Below are 16,507 nucleotides of genomic sequence, written 5' to 3'. Positions count from 1 at the left end.
ACGCCGCCAAAATACAAGCATCATGGCAATGGCCGGGCTGCAGGGCGCCCAATCCTTCGTTGAAACACCCGATTCGGCAAAAACTGGCTGTGCTTATGTGTTCGGCGTCCCGATCACAATTGCTTGCAGTGCCGCACGCGCCCTTGGATTGCCGTGAATCTGGCGCTATCTCGGATACATAGAGGTCAGCCGGTTTATTATGAGCCTGACCGAACGTCGCTATCGCATTTCGTTTAGACGGCCGTTTATTTCGAGAAGGAATATTTTCCATGTTCGACCCTCGTGAAAAAATCGCCCTATTCATCGACGGCGCCAATCTCTATGCGACGTCGCGCGCGCTCGGCTTCGACATCGACTATCGCAAGCTCCTGTCGAGCTTCCAGAAACGTGGCTATCTCCTGCGCGCCTATTATTACACGGCGCTGGTCGAGGATCAGGAATACTCCTCGATCCGTCCGCTGATCGACTGGCTCGACTATAACGGCTTCAAGGTGGTCACCAAGCCGGCCAAGGAATTCACCGACTCGACCGGCCGCCGCAAGATCAAGGGCAATATGGACATCGAGCTCACGGTCGATGCGCTGGAGCTCGCCGATGTCGTCGACCACTATGTCATCTTTTCCGGCGACGGCGATTTCCGCACGCTGGTCGAGGCGCTGCAGCGGCGCGGCCGCAAGGTGTCGATCGTCTCGACCATGGCCTCGCAGCCGCCGATGATCTCCGACGATCTGCGCCGCCAGGCTGACCATTTCATCGACCTGACGACCTTGAAGAACGACGTTGGCCGCGATCCGTCCGAGCGGCTGGTGCGCAAGCCCGAGCCGGCCGAAGTCGACGAGGATGATTACTGAGGCCGGTCGCCTTGACCGCCCTTTGCGCCTCAGAGCCTAGTCGCGACTGCCCACTCTGCCCGCGGCTGCACGACTTCATCGCCGAGTGGCGGCAGCGCGAACCATCCTGGTTCAACGCACCGGTGCCGACTTTTTTGCCGCCGGAAGGCGACGACGCCGTCCGGCTTCTGATCGTCGGGTTGGCGCCCGGGCTGCGCGGCGCGAACCGCACAGGACGGCCCTTCACCGGCGACTATGCCGGCGACCTGCTCTACTCGACGCTGATTTCGCACGGTTTTGCGCGCGGTGAATTCAAGGCCAGGCCCGATGACGGATTGGAGCTTGTCGGAACCGCAATCACCAATGCGGTGCGCTGCGTGCCGCCGGAGAACAAACCGGTGGGCGCCGAGATCGCCACGTGCCGGACATTCCTGGTGCCGACGATCGCCCGGTTTCCCAATTTGCGCGCCGTGCTGGCACTGGGATCGATCGCGCACCAGTCGACCGTGCGGGCACTGGGTGGGCGCGTCGCCGCCTACCCGTTCAAGCATGGCGGGCAGCTGCCGGCCGGTGGCATCACGCTGTTTTCGAGCTATCACTGCTCACGCTACAACACCAATACCGGCGTGCTGACCGAGGCGATGTTCGTTAGCGTTTTCAGCCAGATAGCGGAATTCTTGCGGACATAAATGTTTTTGAGTAATTAGAGTTGGTGTCCGCCAGACATCAACTCAGCGCGGCAGTTCATTCAGCGCATCCAACATGGCTGGCCCACCCTGCAGCACATTCAGGTCGACATCGCCATTGATGCCGTCAACGCGACCCCTGTTGTGGTACTGCCAGTAGACCCAGTCGTCGCGATCCGGCTCCAGGAGCAATGAGCGGAGCCAGAGCGGACGGGCAGCAATGCGCCCGGCATAGGCTTCTGCTGCATCGTCGGTCAGATAGACAATCGCAGGCTTGCCGAACGCCGCCTCGACTGGAGCGAGGAACGCGGCCAGTTCGGCGTTCAATTGTTCGGGCGTCGGCCGCTGCGGGCAGTTGCCGCCGAATTCGATATCGACCACGGGTGGCAGCAGGGACTGATCGTGCGGCACCACCGAGATGAAATTCTTCGCCTGGTCCGCACCCGGCCGGCAAAAGGTGAAAAAGTGATAGGCGCCGACGGCGAGACCGGCGGCCCGGGCCTCTTCCAGATTCCGTGCGAAAGCATCATCGACATGATCGCCGCCTTCGGTCGCCTTGATGACGGCAAAGGCGACATCGTCGGCGGCTACGCGCCGCCAATCGATCTGGCCCTGATGATGGGAGACGTCGATGCCCCTGACCGGATATTTATCGCGATCCGGCGAGAATGACCTGAAATAGAGATAGCCGCCTGCTGCAAGGAAACACAACAAGACCAGGCTGGCCAAACCAAAGAGGACAATCCGGTTCTTCAAGCGAATGGCCCCGCCTACCCACGCTCTTTTAACAGCCGGCCCTTCTCGCGCGACCAATCGCGCTGCTTCTCGGATTCGCGCTTGTCGTGCAGTTTCTTGCCGCGGCCGACAGCGAGCAGCAGCTTGGCGCGGCCCTGGTCGTTGAAATAGATTTTCAGCGGCACCAGTGTCATGCCTTCGCGGTCGACACTCTGTGACAGTTTCGCCATCTCGCGCTTGTTGAGCAGCAGCTTGCGGCGCCGGCGCGGCTCATGGTTGAAGCGGTTGGCCTGCAGATATTCCGGCAGATAGGAATTGATCAGCCAGATCTCGCCACCTTCGACCGAGGCATAGCTGTCCTGGATGTTGGCCTGGCCCTGGCGCAGCGACTTGACCTCGGTGCCGGTCAGCACCAGACCGGCCTCGACCGTGTCAAGCACCTCATAGGAAAACCGCGCCTTACGGTTTTCCGAAACGGTCTTGTTGTTGGGATCGGCTTTTCTGACCTGGTTCATGATGCTTAGAGTCCGTTTCGAAACTCGCTCCTGCGAGTCAGATGATGGTGTCATCGAGAACCGGAGCGGAGCGTACATATAGTACGTGAGCACCGGAAGCGCAGGTGACGCCTTCAGATGGCCGCAGGAGTAGAGTTTCCAAACGGGCTCGCTAATTAATCAAGCCGGCGTGCTTCATAGCCGCATCGATCTTGTCGGCAGTCGACTGTTCGATCGTCACCAGCGGCGAGCGCAGCACGTTTTCGACCTTGCCTAGCTTCGACAGCGCGTATTTGGCGCCGGAAACGCCAGGCTCGATGAAGATCGCCTTGTGCAGCGGCAGCAGGCGATCCTGCAGATCCAGCGCCTTGACGCTGTCGCCGGCAAGCGTTGCCTCCTGGAATTCGGCGCAGAGCCGCGGCGCGACGTTCGACGTCACCGAAATACAGCCGACGCCGCCATGGGCGTTGAAGCCGAGCGCCGAAGCGTCCTCGCCCGAAAGCTGGATGAAATCCTTGCCGCACGTGGCGCGCTGCTCGGAGACCCTTTCGACCTTGCCGGTGGCATCCTTGACGCCGACAATGTTCTTGAAGTCGTGCACGAGCCGGCCCATCGTGTCCGGCATCATGTCGATGACCGAGCGCGGCGGGATGTTGTAGATGATGATCGGCAGCTTGGTCGCCTTGGCGACCGCCGCGAAATGCTCGTAAAGACCGCGCTGTGTCGGCCTGTTGTAGTAGGGCGTGACGACGAGGGCGGCATCGGCGCCGGCCTTCTCGGCATACTGCACGAGGCCGACTGCTTCCTCGGTGTTGTTGGAGCCGGCGCCGGCGACGACCGGAACGCGGCCCTTGGCCACCTCGATACACACCTTGACGACCTGGCGGTGCTCGTCATGCGACAGCGTCGGCGACTCGCCGGTGGTGCCGACCGGCACCAGGCCCGTCGTGCCCTCTGAGAGTTGCCATTCGACGAACGCGCGAAAGGCTTTCTCGTCGAAACGCCCGCTCTTTTCGAACGGTGTCACGAGCGCAGTAAGCGAGCCTCTCAGCATGTCGTCCAACTCCTTGGCACTTCTGGTGTTTTGTGTCGGTGTTTGTGGTCGCGCCTTCTAACCGAAAGCGAAGCGGCGCACCATAGTCTCGACATGGTTGCGCGGCAAGCATTGCATGGTGCCAGCAAGCGCAATTCGAACAGCCTCGCTAACCCTTTGTTTACGGGCTCTTCACGACCTAAGTTTAGGCTTCGAGGCATCTTCGCCAGCCTGTGGAATGCCAGGACAAGGAAAGACTTAAGGATCATGCCGGGCGGTCGGCCTCACATTCTCGCGCTGCTTGGCGCCACGCTCGCGCTGATGCCGGGCATGGCGATCAGCGGTAGCGTGGACGTACGGGTCACCTCGGCCATTCCGATGCCAGGCGCTGCAATTGCGCTGCCAGACCTGCAGGATAGGACGCGACAGGCGCCCTTGCCTGACGTCGCCCCCCTGAAAAGCGGGCTGGATGCGTTGGCGGCGGGCGATAGTCCCCGCGCTCGTGGAGTGCGCGATACCCTTCCCGCTCAGTCGCTCGACCAGCATATCCTTGCCTGGGCGATCGCGCTTTATGGCGGCGACAAGGTTCCGAGCGGCGATATCACTGCTGCGGCCAAGATTCTGCCCAATTGGCCGGGCACCGTCGCCCTGCGCAGGAACAGCGAGCGCGCACTCTATCGCGAGAACCCTGCCCCCGGCATCGTTATCAGGGCGTTCGACGGCAGCCAGCCGCAGACATTCGAAGGCGTGATGGTTCTTGCCCGCGCCTATGTGGCGTCAGGCAATATCAAGGCGGCACGCTCGGTGCTGTCGCCCTTCTGGCGCACCGCGATCCTGGAGGCCAGGGACGAGGCGGCGCTGATCAAGGAATTCGGCAGCTTGATCCCGGCCACCGACCACCGTTTTCGCATGGAGCGCATGTTCTATGCCGACCGCGCGAATTCCGCCTTGCGCGTCGCCGGCCTGGCCGGCGCCCAGCAGCTCGCCGAGGCCTGGGCGGCGGCCGACAAAGGCGACAAGAACGCGCCAAAGCTGCTGAAGGCCGTGCCGGCAATGCAACGTTCGGCCGGCTACTTCTTCGCGCAGGCCGAATATCTGCGCAAGCAGGAGGATTTTGCCGGGGCCGCCGCCATTGTGATGCAGGCGCCGACCGATCGCGACGCTCTCGTCGATCCGGATGCCTGGTGGGTCGAGCGCCGGGTGCTGTCGCGCGAACTGGTAGACCAGGGCGACATGAAGACCGCGTACAAGATCGTCGCCACACACGCTGCCGAAAGTGCCGCCAATGCGGCAGACGCCGAATTCCATGCTGGCTGGTACGCGCTGCGCGGCCTGAACGACCCAAAAACCGCGGCCAGTCATTTCGCTCGCATCGCGGACCTCGCCCAGGGGCCGATGACGCTGTCGCGCGCCTATTACTGGCTCGGCCGTGCGGCGGAAGTCGGCGGTCCGGGCAATGCAAAGGACTATTTTGCGCGCGCCGCTGCCTATGGCACGACATTCTACGGTCAGCTTGCCGCCGAACGCGTGGGCCGGCAGGCGCTGAACATCGCCTACCCCTCGCCAAGTGCCGCCGACCGGCAGAATTTTGCCGGCCGCGAGGCCGTCAGCGCCATCAAGCGGCTGCAGGAGGCGGGCTACGACCGCTATGCCGAGACGCTCTATCGCGACCTTGCCGGACAGTTGACCAGTCCGGGCGAACTGGCGCTGCTGGCTGTCCTTGCGGAAAAGCAAGGGAACCATTTCATGGCGCTGAAAATCGGCAAGATCGCCGGCGCGCGTGGCATCGATGTCGGCGCATTGTCGCATCCGCTCGGCGTCATTCCCGATTCGGCCGACATTTCCGGCTCGGGCAAGGCCCTGGCCTATGCGATCGCCCGTCAGGAAAGCGAATTCAACATCGGCGCCGTGTCCAGCGCCGGCGCGCGCGGGCTGCTGCAGCTGATGCCGGGAACCGCAAGGCAACTGGCGAAGAAGGCCGGGCTGCAGTTTTCGCAAACACGGCTGACCACCGATGCCGGCTACAATGCGACGCTTGGCTCAGCCTTCCTCGGCGAACAGCTCGATCGCTTCAACGGCTCCTACGTGCTGACCTTCGCCGGCTACAATGCCGGCCCCAACCGAGCCAGCCAGTGGGTGGCCAGATATGGCGACCCGCGCGGCAAGGACATCGACGCGGTCGTCGACTGGATCGAGCGGATTCCCTATACGGAAACAAGGAGTTACGTTCAGCGCGTGATGGAGAATTACGAGGTCTACAAGATGCGTATTTCGGGCAAATACGACATTGTCGGGGATCTGGTGAGCGGGCGGAGCTGAGGCTTTCTGTCCTTCTCCCCTTGTGGGAGAAGGTGTCGCCGAAGGCCACGGATGAGGGGGGTTCCAGGGAACGCCAACGCCTCACTTCGCTGGAACACCCCTCATCCGTCTCGGCGCTAGCGCGCCGATCCACCTTCTCCCACAAGGGGAGAAGGCAAGAGCGCCTTTCATTTGACCATCCCTGCCCTCGCCTGTAGCTGTCCAGATCGGTACAGCGAGATCGAACATTCCGATGGCAAGCAAGCAAAATTTCTCCGACTTCTTCTACAGTGCACCGGATGGGCTAAAACTTCATGCGCGCATCTACGGTGAGGCCAATAGCGGACCCTGGCCGGTTGTCTGCCTGCCTGGCCTGACCCGCAACGCCAGGGATTTTCACGAGCTGGCGCTCTATCTGTCGACGGATGCGGCAACTCCGCGCAAGGTAATCGCCTTCGACTACCGTGGGCGCGGGCAGTCAGCCTATGATCCCGACGCCAAAAACTACAATGTCGGCGTGGAGGCTGGCGACATCCTGGCCGGGCTGACGGCGTTGAACATCGGAGAAGCGGCCTTCATCGGCACCTCGCGCGGCGGGCTGATCATCCATGTGCTCGGGATGATGCGGCCATCGGTCCTGAAAGCCATTGTTTTCAACGACATCGGGCCGGTGATCGAGGCGGCCGGACTTGCCCATATCCAGTCTTATCTCGAGCGCGACCCGGCACCGAAAACCCGCCCACAGGCAATTGCCGCCCAGCGCAGCGTGCATGGCGAAGACTTCCCCGCCCTTGCCGGCGCCGATTGGGATCGCATGGTATGGGCTCTCTACCGCGAAACGGATGATGGGCTGATGCCGGATTTCGATCCGAAGCTGGTGGATACCGTGGCGAGCCTCGATCTGACGCAGAAGCTCCCTGATCTATGGCCTCAATTCGAGGCGTTGGCCGCCATCCCGTTGCTCGCCATACGTGGTGCCAATTCGAGATTGCTGTCCATAGACACACTCAACCAGATGAGAGAGCGCCATTCCATGATGGAGACGATCACTGTCGAGGGCCAGGGCCATGCGCCATTCCTCGAGACCGGCAGCCTACCGGGCGACATAGCCGCTTTTCTCGACCAAGCCGAGCGGAAGAATATGCTGAAGTAAATCCCATGACCAAACAAGGTCACGGGATAGCTATGATAGTATAGGGGGGATTCTTTAGCCTACTTGGCCTTTGAACTTTTCCGAGCCCCTTTCGGCGACTCCTTTGCAACGGCGGCTGCCTCGTCCTTCTTTTTCCGCCCTGCCGTCGGCGACGAAGACGTCGTCATAGGCGAAGAAAACATGGAGCCTTCAGCGCGATTGCCGCCCGGCTGAGTCGATCGAGGTGTTTCCAGCACGATGACACAGCCATCGAGATCGTTGGTGGCCAGATGCGCGTAGCGCATGGTCATCGACAACGTCTGGTGGCCGAGCCACATCTGCACGCGCCGGATGTCGATGCCGCCCTGGACAAGGCGCGAGGCGCAGGTATGGCGCAGTATGTGCGGCACCACCTGGTCGTCTGCGCCAAGTCCGACTTCGGCCTTCGCGTCGTTCCAGATTGCACGAAACTGTGCCTGGCTGAGCTTGGTGAACGGTCCCTTGGGCCGGCGACCCTCGGTGGGAGGCAGCTTGATGACCTCCTTGACCCGCTCGGTCATCGGAATGGTGCGGCTGCGGCCGGATTTGGTGATCCAGAAACTGACGCGATGCTCCTGGATATCATTCCAGATCAGCCCGAGCGCCTCGCCGAGACGGCATCCGGTGTCGACCAGGAAGACGGACAGCCTGTAGGCATCCTCGCTGCGGCTCTTGATGGCGGCGAACAGGCGCGCCTCTTCGTCCCTTTCGAGGAAGCGAATCCGACCCGCCCGCTCCTTCTGGCGGCGGAACTCGGGCAGGCTGTGGATATCTCCCATCTTGTGAGCCTTGCGCAGCAGTTTGCTCAGGGCAGCCATCTTTCGATTGATGGTTGCGTTGCTGTTGCCGCGCTGGCGCAAGGTGCCGATAAGGTTATCCAGGGTACTTTGGTCAAAGGCGCTGAAACGCTCCCCAAGGAGGATCTCGTCTATTTCGCCGATGAACGAGCTGACATTATACTTATGCCGCCCATCATCCCATAATATGTCCCGATATGCTGAAAAAAGATCTCCGACCCGATGCGACTGTACTTCTCTAATCTTGTTATAGGTGTATCGAATCTTCGGACTTTGAGAAGAAAACATCGAAAAATGATCAGAGGACTCGCCCTCTTGAATCGCTTCGTTCGTCATCATTTGCCACACCCCCGAGTGGGATAGGTCAGCCCTACCCGCTTGGAAGCGTCCTTTCAAGAGATTTTGATCACGCAGTTGTGATTTCATCCGCCCATCAGCGGATCCCACGAAACCATTCCACGGATTTATTCAGCTACCGTTACCCCCATCCTTCTGTTTGCCTTGATCCAGTCACGAAACAAAAACAGCCCGGGCGTTGTGCGCCCGGGCTGGATTTCACCTGTAAGGAACCAGCCCTTAGAACGAGCGCTGGAAGCGGAGGATACCGCCGATGTTGTTTTCTTTGTCGGCGCCAGTCCAGTTGGAGACGGTGTCATCACCAACATGGAGGTAGTCGACTTCCGCCGTGATCGTCAGACCCGGGACGATATCGTAGGCAATGTTAGCCGCGGCTCCGAAGTTCTTGCCATCGTCATAAGACAGCTGAGCATTGAACGAGGTCTTCTCGTTGAACTTGTAGGTGCCACCGCCCCATACGGCCCAGCTACCGCTCCACAGCTTGTACATGGAGCGACCACCGCCGAAGTCGTTGATATTATCATCAGTGCCGTAGCCACCCATGATAAACAGCGAAAGTTCATTCGTGGCGTTCACATCCAAGCGAACTTTGCCAGCGACTTCTTCGTAGTTGCTGTCATAAGCAATGACGCCGCTGATGCCACCCCAACCCTGCGTCCACTTCACGCCGCCAACGACATGAGGGACGTAGCTGTCGATCGTGTAGTCGCCATAGCCTTCTTCGAGCGAGACCACAGCCGAGAAGCCGTTCCCAGCGTCGAAATAGTACTGAATCACGTTCGTGTCGAAGCCACCGTAAGGAACGAGCGTATCCTGGATGACGTTGCCAGCATAACCGGTAAACGTATCGAACGCCGATTCGTCCTTACCGACGCGCAGGCCACCGAGCTGGATCCAGGCGAAATTAAGCGAAATGCCCTTATTGAAGGCTTCGTCGCTAAAATTCGTGTTGCCGAAATTGATACGGGTCTCGGTGTAGGTCTTCAAGGTGCCGAGTTCGGTCTCCTGGCCGGTCCAGGTCTTCAGCGCGAAGCGTGCATTTTTTCTCCAGGTGTCCTGGACGTCACCATCCATCCGGTCGATAGCACGAGCACCATTAAACGACCCAATGTCACCAGCGCCGATGTCATAACGGACATAGCCGCCGATGCGCAGGCAGGTTTCGGTGCCGGGGATGTAGAAGTAGCCAGCGCCGTAGACGTCGCAAATCTTGACGTATTCAGCGGGTTCCGGCTCGGCGACGACGACGGCGTCGGCGGCGCGCGCACCGGAAACTGCGATCAGGGCCGCAGCGGAGCCGAGGAGAAGGCTCTTAATGTTCATTTTCTGACCTCCAGTCAGAATCGAACGAAACTGCGTAACTGGCGACGTGCTTTTTGTGGTAATCAACTGTAATCGCTATATTTTCTCGGACGACCGTTGGATTTTTTTCCCTCACGCCGACATTCACCAAAGACGTTTTTCGGCGAAAGCGTGTCCGGAACCGGATTCGAGATAACCCCCGAATGAAGCCGCCTCGGCTTGATTCGAGCGCCATGGCAGCGCCCTATCTCCCCTTTCAAGCGCTGGCGCCGCCCCTCACCTGCCTGCCGGCATCCTCTCCCCGTACAGTGACGGAGAGACGGGTGCTGTCATCGCCGATTTCGCCAATCTCCAGCATCACAGACAGGCCTCGAGGCTGCGGCCGGCTCACTTCTCCCCGTCATATACGGGGAGAAGTGCCCGGCACGGCGATGAGGGGCAGCGCCGAGCTCGACAATTGGTGGCCTTCGCCACATGTCGGAACTGTCGCTGGTCTGCTTCGCGGAAAGGCTGCGGCCAACCCCCGTTTTTGCAAGGAATTTAAGGGGCTTACGGCCCTCCTTCGCTACGGCTTCGGAGGGCATCCTGGTTCGCGTGGAGGTTTGGGCTTGTCCTGCGAAGCGCGCAGCGCGAAGCAGGATGGCGGAGAGGATGGGAGAAGCAGGATGGCGGAGAGGATGGGATTCGAACCCACGAGAAGCTTTTGACCTCTACTCCCTTAGCAGGGGAGCGCCTTCGACCACTCGGCCACCTCTCCGTTGCGCCGCTGGATAAAGAAAAGCGCCGGCACAATCAACAAGCCCGCATCATTAAATGCAAAAATTAAGAAGGCGCCGAACCGCGACCTTCCATGGATGTGGCGGTCTTGCGGTTGTTTCTGGCCAGCGACTCGGGAACTCGCCATGATTCCGGCGGCCCTTCGCCGGATTCGACGCAAACAAGGGATTGCGCGGGCCTGATGGTTAACGAGAGCTTTCTGAGTGAGGCCAAATCGTGTCATTTGTGCAACAACGCCGGGGGATAGCAGCCAGGCAGCCCTTTCGCCGGTACGATCGTGGTTGAACGCCGCCGCCTCATGGGTAATGTCGATTTCGAAGGAGCGGCGCGGTGCGCATCTTTTTCGGTAGTGGGGATGGGGCAGGGAACGCTGTCCTTCAGCAAAGAATACCCAGACCCGTTTTTTAACTTTTGACTGGAGGTCAGAAAATGAACATTAAGAGCCTTCTCCTCGGCTCCGCTGCGGCCCTGATCGCAGTTTCCGGTGCGCGCGCCGCCGACGCCGTCGTCGTCGCCGAGCCGGAACCCGCTGAATACGTCAAGATTTGCGACGTCTACGGCGCTGGCTACTTCTACATCCCCGGCACCGAAACCTGCCTGCGCATCGGCGGCTATGTGCGTTACGACATCGGCGCTGGCGACGTCGGCTCGTTCGATGGTGCTCGCAGCAACGACGTGCAGGACGGCAAGAACCAGGGAGCCTGGTACAAGAACACCCGCTTCACGCTCAAAACCTGGACCGGCCAGGAGACCGAGCTCGGTACCTTGAAGACCTACACCGAGACCCGCTTCAATTTTGGCAACAGCAACGGTGATCCCGACTTCGGCCCGAACGATGCGCACAACAAAGACGTATCGCTGAACTTCGCCTGGATCCAGCTTGGCGGTCTGCGCGTCGGTAAAGACGAATCGGCCTTCGATACGTTCATCGGCTACGCCGGCAACGTCATCCAGGATACGCTGGTTCCCTACGGCGATTTTGACACCAACGTCGTCCAGTACTATTTCGACGCAGGTAATGGTTTCTCGGCCGTGCTCTCGCTCGAAGAAGGCTCGGGTGCTGGGTCCGTCGACGATCTCGGCAACGGCAAGTATGGCGTTGGCACGATCGACAGCTATGTTCCGCATGTTGTCGGCGGCGTGAAGTGGACCCAGGGCTGGGGCGCGATCACCGGTGTCGTTGCGTATGACAGCAACTACGAAGAAGTCGCTGGCAAAGTTCGCTTGGATGTGAACGTTTCCAACGAGTTGTCGTTGTTCATCATGGGTGGTTATGGCACCGACGACAACCTCAACGACCCGACCTACGATCAGCCCGCGGGCGGCCGAGGCTTCTACAAGCAGTGGGGCGGCAACTGGGCAGTGTGGGGCGGTGGCACCTACAAGTTCAACGAGAAGACCTCGTTCAACCTTCAGGCGTCTGCTGACGACTGGAAGAACGTCGGCGTCGCAGCGAACGTTGCCTATGACATCGTCCCGGGCTTCACCGTCACGGCCGAAGTTGACTATCTTCATGCCGGCAAGTTCGGCGACGGCAGCACGGATAACGTCTCCTGGACCCCGGCCGACAAGAAGAACAGCGTCGGCGGTCTCCTCCGCTTCCAGCGCTCATTCTAATAAGTTCTAATAAGTTGCGACAAGTCGAAATCGAAACCCGGCGGGCAACCGCCGGGTTTTTTCATGCCGGATTTCCAAGGGACTCGTCAAAATGCATCTGTACTGCCCGCAGCGGAGCCTCTGCACTTCTTGAATGTTTGCGGCCAACGGTAGCCTGCCGACGAGGCGGAGCCCTGACAGCTCAGGCAACCAGGGCTATTAGCCAGTCCGGCAGCGCCGGAGGTTCGCGATCAAGCGCTTCGAGCGTCGACCAGCAGAAAATAGTCGACCAACCGAGCGATTGCGTTTGGTACCATCGGGTGCGAAATCACGCGCATCCCTGCGCTTCTTCAGCCTCGATTTCAGCAGTGCCACCAAACTCGAGGAGACGTGCGCGCATGAGAGGCACACCAGACTCGTTTGAATTACGCGTCCGCCAAGTCGCCCAAAGCATCGATTAGTGGCTGGATCTCGCCTTCATAATTCTTCCACCGCTTGACGGACGATTTGTAGATCGGTTGGCGAACCTGCCAGCGGCTGGGCGTGTTGACCGAACCGTCCCTGTCGAAAAAACGCAGGCATGCATCATCCCAGGGCAGCCCAAGGTAATCTATGAGGCGGCGTGACTGCGCCTCCTGATCCTCGACCAGCGTTTCGTAGCGGTTTTCGAAGATAAGGCCCGGAAAAACCTCGTTCCAATGGCGCATCAGTCGGTCATACTCGCGATAGTACAGACCTAGTATTCGCAAATCAGTATTGTAGCTGTGTCCTTTGTTGAAGCTCTGGACAAAGCAAGAGACGCAATTGTCGATGGCGTCACGGCGACAATGAATGATGCGCGCGTTGGGAAAAAGAAGGCCGATAAGGCCGATCATTTCAAAATTGTGCGGCATCTTGTCCACCACGCGAAGCGCGGCAGGCGCCCACTCCCTAAGGTAGGACAGATGCTCTTCCGCCAGTGTTCTGGACAGATCTTGCGTGACCGACATGACCGGCCGGCTCAAATCGCCGGCCGATGAGGTTTTAAGGCCGATTGCATTGGCGACCCGCCTTAATTTGTTAAGCTCGCCTGCCCCTTGAACATCGGGATGGCTGGCGCAGATCTGTTCCGTGAGCGTTGTGCCCGACCGCGGCATACCGACCACGAACACAGGCACTTCGGAAGGATTTCCATAGCCGGCCCTGGCCGCCAGAAAGTCCGGCGTGAAGGTTTCAATCAGGGAGTCGGTCCAGCGGCGATACAGATTGATGTCGAAGGTGTAGCCGGAGGCCCGTTTCCCCCTATTGAAATGGTCGAATGCCTCACTGTAGCGCTTGAGGTCGTTCAGTACCTTGCCGGCAGCGTGATGGAGCTTGTAAGCACCATCCGGATCAAGCTTGGGATTGCCGAGTTCACGCAGGATGGATTGGAGTTCCTCCGGCTCTTCGGTGAATTTTTTCGTCTGTACGAGGTCGTGGTAGGCAGCCGGCACGTCGACGCGACGTCCGATTGCTTCTTTCAGAAAGGCGGCGGCCTCATCCATGCGCCCCAGGCCGCTGAGCGCGCTGGCCAGCCCCGCCCGCACTTTGGGATGATCGCGGTTGATCTTGAGCGCTTTCTCGTAAAGCGGCAAAGCCATGTCGGGTTTGTCAAACTTGGTGTAGGCGCGCCCCAGTGCACAAAGCACTTCGATAAGTCGGGGCTGCAGTTCCAAAGCATACAGCATATGCTTGATGGCTGGCGAATATTCGCTGACCTTCACATAGGCCTCGCCGAGGCTGAGGTGGTAGTAAGGGTTTTTAGGTTCCTCGCCGACCGCCCGCGCGAAATATCGCAAGGCCATCTCGTCATCGTAACGCTGGTACAGGGTCCCCAGGATGTACAGAGCGAGCGGATGGTTTGGCGTGCGCGCCAGCACCCGAAGGCACAGGTCCTGAGCCTCGTCGAGCCGCTGGGCCTGCTGAAGGGCATAGGCCTGGTTCAGCAGCGCTTCGTCGGCCTGCGCTCGCGATTGAGCGTTTCCTTGGCTCACTGTCAGCTTGAGTATCGGCCCCTTCGCTTTCGGCGCGGGTCCGGGCTTGATGTGCTTTGACCAAGCAGGCGGGAGACGGTTGTTCATGATATCTCGCTAGCAAAAAGAGCCGGATGAATCCAGCGTTACGGATCTGCCCAGCGGCAACTTGCACCGCCCCATCCGGCGCGCTAGCAAGAAGGCCCTTTTTCAAGCGAGCTTCCGCCATGCACCAGCGCCCTCCCCTCATGCCGCTCATCGCAGCGCTTCCTTCGACGGTGCCGTTTGTCGGCCCCGAAGCGCAGGAGCGCGAGCGTGGCCGCGCTTTCCGCGCCCGCATCGGCGCCAATGAGAGCAGCTTTGGTCCCTCGCCGCGCGTCACCGCCCGGATGGCCGAGATCGCCGGCGACATGTGGATGTATTGCGATCCCGACAACCACGATCTGAAGCTGGCGGTCGCCGCGCATCACGGCGTAGAGGCCGAGAACGTCGTTGTCGGCGAAGGCATAGATGGCCTGCTCAGCCTGGTGGCACGCATGTATGTCGCGCCTGGCGATGCTGTGGTCACCTCGCTCGGCGCTTATCCAACCTTCAACTTCCATATTGCCGGTGTCGGCGGGCGGCTGGTGACAGTCCCTTACGAGAACGACCGGGAAAGCCTGGATGGCCTGCTGGCGGCGGTGCGCAAAGACAAGGCCCCGCTGGTCTATCTCTCCAACCCCGACAATCCAATGGGCAGCTGGTGGGAGGCGAGCGAGATCATCCGCTTCATCGAGGCGCTGCCGCAAACCACCATGCTGGTGCTCGACGAGGCCTATGGCGAACTCGGGCCGGCCTCGGCGATGCCGCCGATCGATATCTCCAGGCCAAACGTCATCCGCATGCGCACCTTCTCGAAGGCTTACGGGCTGGCGGGCATACGCTGCGGCTATGCGATCGCCGAGGCCCAGGTGATCCGCGACTTCGAGAAGATCCGCAACCATTATGGTGTCAGCCGCATGGCGCAGATCGCCGGCGTCGAGGCGCTCGCCGATCAGGACTATCTGCAAAGCGTGGTGGCGCGGGTCGCGGCCGGCCGCCGACGCATCGCAGGCATTGCCGAAGCGAACGGGCTGAAGCCACTGGCATCGGCGACCAATTTCGTCACCATCGATTGCTGCGGCGATGGCGCTTTCGCGCTGAAAGTTCTGCAAGGTCTGCTGTCACGCGACGTCTTCATCCGCAAGCCCATGGTGCCACGGCTCGATCGCTGCATCCGCGTCAGCGTCGGCCTCTATCACGAGCTCGACATTCTTGCCGAGGAGTTGCCTGGCGCGCTGGCAACAGCGCGGGGAAATTAGGTTCCGTCTGCAGGCAAACCAGCTGCAAAGCTGCCTACAAATCCATTTCCCAGGTCTGGCCGGTCAGATCCTTGCCGAAGCTGTGGTGGTGCTCCTGCGAGACCAGCCTGAAGCCGGCACGTTCGTAGATCGCGCGCGCGGCGACGAGGATGTCGTTGGTCCACAGCACCAGCTTGGTGTAGCCGCAAGCCCGGGCCTGGTTCACGCATTCCGCGACCAGTCGTTTGCCGATGCCGAGGCCGCGCGCCGACGCCTCGACATGCAGCATTCTCAGCTTGGCCATTTCGTCGTCCTGATGAACCAGGAACACCGCGCCGACCGGCTCACCACCGCGCTCTGCGATCCAGCAGAAATCGCGGCCGGGCACGAAATTGCGAATGAAATCGGCGCCGATCTCGGCGAGCATGGCCTCGAACTCGATCGTCCAGCCATATTCCTCGGCATAGAGTTGGGCCTGGCGCTGCACGACCCAGCCGACATCGCCGACGCGATGCGGCCGCAACGTCACCTCGCTGCTGTCACGGGTGGGATCGCCCAGCAATTCCCCCGCCTTGCGCAAGGCGCTGCGCAGTTCATGCAACCTGTCGTCGGGAACGCTTTCGATCAGCCGCGCCGTGTCCCGATCGGCCGCCGCCTGCAGTCTGGCAAGCGCTGCCTCGCCCCGTGAGGTCAGCGAGAGGACCCTTCGGCGCCGATCAGCCGGGTCCGTTCTGGCCTCGGTCAGCCCCTGGCCCGCGAACTTGCGCAGGATTCGCGTCAGATAGGCGGCATCGACACGCAACTGTCTTGATATTTCGGAGGCCGCCGGGCCATTCTCCAGCCGAAAAGCCCCAGCCAGGAAACCTCGCTCCCCGGCGATTTCGGCGGAAGCCGGGTTGCTGCGGTGACCCAGTTCGAACAGCACGCGTGCCTCGGTCAAAGTGAATGCACTTTGTGTCAGCGTCTCGTCGAGAAGGCCGACGGTGCGCGTGTAGAAGCGATTGAAGCGCCTGACATCGGCCACCAATGCGTTGCGTTCGTCCAACATCCGCAGCCACTCCTGAGGCAGCCATATTTTCCAAAATTAGTGGACGGAGTCAATTAAATTTTGAGCCAGAGAG

General features: G+C 60.4%; 13 protein-coding genes and 1 tRNA gene. 6 read left to right on the top strand and 8 right to left on the bottom strand.

The window, feature by feature from the left end; translation table 11 throughout:
* Positions 1–269 precede the first annotated feature (269 nt).
* Together AC0L3E_RS12480 and AC0L3E_RS12475 are read left to right on the top strand one after the other, a co-directional pair.
* The gene (locus AC0L3E_RS12480; RefSeq protein ID WP_352584938.1) at positions 270–851 is read left to right on the top strand and encodes a LabA-like NYN domain-containing protein; all 582 of its coding nucleotides are present in this window, start codon (positions 270–272) and stop codon (positions 849–851) included.
* A gap of 11 nt (positions 852–862) precedes the next feature.
* On the top strand, positions 863–1,519 hold the full coding sequence (locus AC0L3E_RS12475; RefSeq protein WP_473604875.1) for a uracil-DNA glycosylase: 657 nt from the start codon (positions 863–865) through the stop codon (positions 1,517–1,519).
* A gap of 42 nt (positions 1,520–1,561) precedes the next feature.
* On the opposite strand, the gene AC0L3E_RS12470 is transcribed toward AC0L3E_RS12475, so the two are convergent.
* From AC0L3E_RS12470 to dapA, 3 genes are all read right to left on the bottom strand, one after another.
* Positions 1,562–2,272 (bottom strand): glycoside hydrolase family 25 protein, encoded by a 711-nt coding sequence (locus tag AC0L3E_RS12470; protein WP_473604873.1) that lies wholly within the window; start codon positions 2,270–2,272, stop codon positions 1,562–1,564.
* A 14-nt stretch (positions 2,273–2,286) separates the two neighbouring features.
* The gene (smpB, locus tag AC0L3E_RS12465) at positions 2,287–2,766 is read right to left on the bottom strand and encodes an SsrA-binding protein SmpB (RefSeq protein ID WP_013532594.1); all 480 of its coding nucleotides are present in this window, start codon (positions 2,764–2,766) and stop codon (positions 2,287–2,289) included.
* A 151-nt stretch (positions 2,767–2,917) separates the two neighbouring features.
* A complete protein-coding gene (dapA, locus tag AC0L3E_RS12460; RefSeq protein ID WP_292657332.1) occupies positions 2,918–3,799 on the bottom strand; it encodes a 4-hydroxy-tetrahydrodipicolinate synthase in 882 nt (293 codons plus the stop codon).
* 246 nt (positions 3,800–4,045) lie between these two features.
* On the opposite strand from dapA, the gene AC0L3E_RS12455 reads away from it, so the two are divergent.
* Together AC0L3E_RS12455 and AC0L3E_RS12450 are read left to right on the top strand one after the other, a co-directional pair.
* Positions 4,046–6,097, top strand: coding sequence for a lytic transglycosylase domain-containing protein (locus AC0L3E_RS12455; protein WP_473604872.1), 2,052 nt, complete (start codon positions 4,046–4,048; stop codon positions 6,095–6,097).
* 232 nt (positions 6,098–6,329) lie between these two features.
* On the top strand, positions 6,330–7,229 hold the full coding sequence (locus tag AC0L3E_RS12450) for an alpha/beta fold hydrolase (RefSeq protein WP_473604871.1): 900 nt from the start codon (positions 6,330–6,332) through the stop codon (positions 7,227–7,229).
* A 59-nt stretch (positions 7,230–7,288) separates the two neighbouring features.
* Here AC0L3E_RS12450 and AC0L3E_RS12445 read toward each other — a convergent pair whose 3' ends face one another.
* From AC0L3E_RS12445 to AC0L3E_RS12435, 3 genes are all read right to left on the bottom strand, one after another.
* Positions 7,289–8,383 (bottom strand): tyrosine-type recombinase/integrase, encoded by a 1,095-nt coding sequence (locus AC0L3E_RS12445; protein ID WP_473604870.1) that lies wholly within the window; start codon positions 8,381–8,383, stop codon positions 7,289–7,291.
* A gap of 237 nt (positions 8,384–8,620) precedes the next feature.
* Positions 8,621–9,724 (bottom strand): porin, encoded by a 1,104-nt coding sequence (locus AC0L3E_RS12440; RefSeq protein WP_473604868.1) that lies wholly within the window; start codon positions 9,722–9,724, stop codon positions 8,621–8,623.
* Between the two features lie 645 nt (positions 9,725–10,369).
* A tRNA-Ser gene (locus AC0L3E_RS12435) sits at positions 10,370–10,460 on the bottom strand.
* A gap of 449 nt (positions 10,461–10,909) precedes the next feature.
* On the opposite strand from AC0L3E_RS12435, the gene AC0L3E_RS12430 reads away from it, so the two are divergent.
* Positions 10,910–12,097, top strand: coding sequence for a porin (locus AC0L3E_RS12430; RefSeq protein WP_127321257.1), 1,188 nt, complete (start codon positions 10,910–10,912; stop codon positions 12,095–12,097).
* Positions 12,098–12,501: 404 nt separating this feature from the next.
* Here the strand turns inward: AC0L3E_RS12430 and AC0L3E_RS12425 are convergent, their stop codons facing one another.
* Positions 12,502–14,175 carry a tetratricopeptide repeat-containing sulfotransferase family protein gene (locus AC0L3E_RS12425; RefSeq protein WP_473604867.1) on the bottom strand — a complete coding sequence of 558 codons (1,674 nt, stop codon included), beginning with the start codon at positions 14,173–14,175 and terminating at the stop codon, positions 12,502–12,504.
* 119 nt (positions 14,176–14,294) lie between these two features.
* On the opposite strand from AC0L3E_RS12425, the gene AC0L3E_RS12420 reads away from it, so the two are divergent.
* Positions 14,295–15,407 (top strand): pyridoxal phosphate-dependent aminotransferase, encoded by a 1,113-nt coding sequence (locus AC0L3E_RS12420; RefSeq protein ID WP_473604866.1) that lies wholly within the window; start codon positions 14,295–14,297, stop codon positions 15,405–15,407.
* 34 nt (positions 15,408–15,441) lie between these two features.
* Here the strand turns inward: AC0L3E_RS12420 and AC0L3E_RS12415 are convergent, their stop codons facing one another.
* The gene (locus AC0L3E_RS12415) at positions 15,442–16,434 is read right to left on the bottom strand and encodes a bifunctional helix-turn-helix transcriptional regulator/GNAT family N-acetyltransferase (RefSeq protein ID WP_473604865.1); all 993 of its coding nucleotides are present in this window, start codon (positions 16,432–16,434) and stop codon (positions 15,442–15,444) included.
* Positions 16,435–16,507 lie beyond the last annotated feature (73 nt).

Source organism: Mesorhizobium sp. WSM4822 (assembly GCF_055811155.1).
The sequence above is the reverse complement of the archived record's forward strand: the minus strand, read 5'-3'. Positions and strand labels throughout refer to the sequence as shown.